At 27.7% G+C, this 481-nt stretch carries 1 protein-coding gene; it reads left to right on the top strand.

Annotation, left to right across the window (positions count from 1 at the left end; all coding sequences use genetic code 11):
- On the top strand, positions 1–282 hold a 282-nt coding region (locus tag TCEL_RS00045; protein ID WP_198010611.1), incomplete at its 5' end, for a PAS domain-containing protein.
- Between the last annotated feature and the right edge of the window lie 199 nt (positions 283–481).

Here is a 481-nt window from a genome sequence, read left to right as displayed (position 1 = left end):
GAAGTATATGGTTCAACATGTGAAATTGCATTATATGATTTAACTGAAGGGAAAAATGAGGTTTGTGCAATATGTAATAATAATTTAAGTGGAAGAAAAGTAGGAGATCCTTTGACTAAAACTTTAAAAAAAATTATAGAAGATAAGCTATATATAGATAGAGATTATATTACAAGGTTTCCTTCAAAGACAAAGGATGGTAAAGTATCAAGAACATCTATCTTGTTTATAAAAAATAAAGATGGAAACTTGATAGGTCTTCTTACAATAAGTTTAATTTAGATGATTTAATAAGTTCTGCAAATTTTTAAATAAATTTTATCAGAGTTGACAGGTGGACCAGAAGAAATCTTGCAGAAGAAAAAGGCCCAATTTCTGAGGATTTTAGTATACCTGTTGAAGATTATGTAATGTTAATCATTCAAAAAACTATAGAAGAAGTTAACATATGCCAGATAGGATGTCAGCAGAAGAAAAAATA

The organism is Thermobrachium celere DSM 8682 (genome assembly GCF_000430995.1).
Classification (GTDB): Bacteria; Bacillota; Clostridia; order Clostridiales; family Caloramatoraceae; genus Thermobrachium; species Thermobrachium celere.
This window is presented reverse-complemented; position numbering and strand designations above follow the sequence as displayed.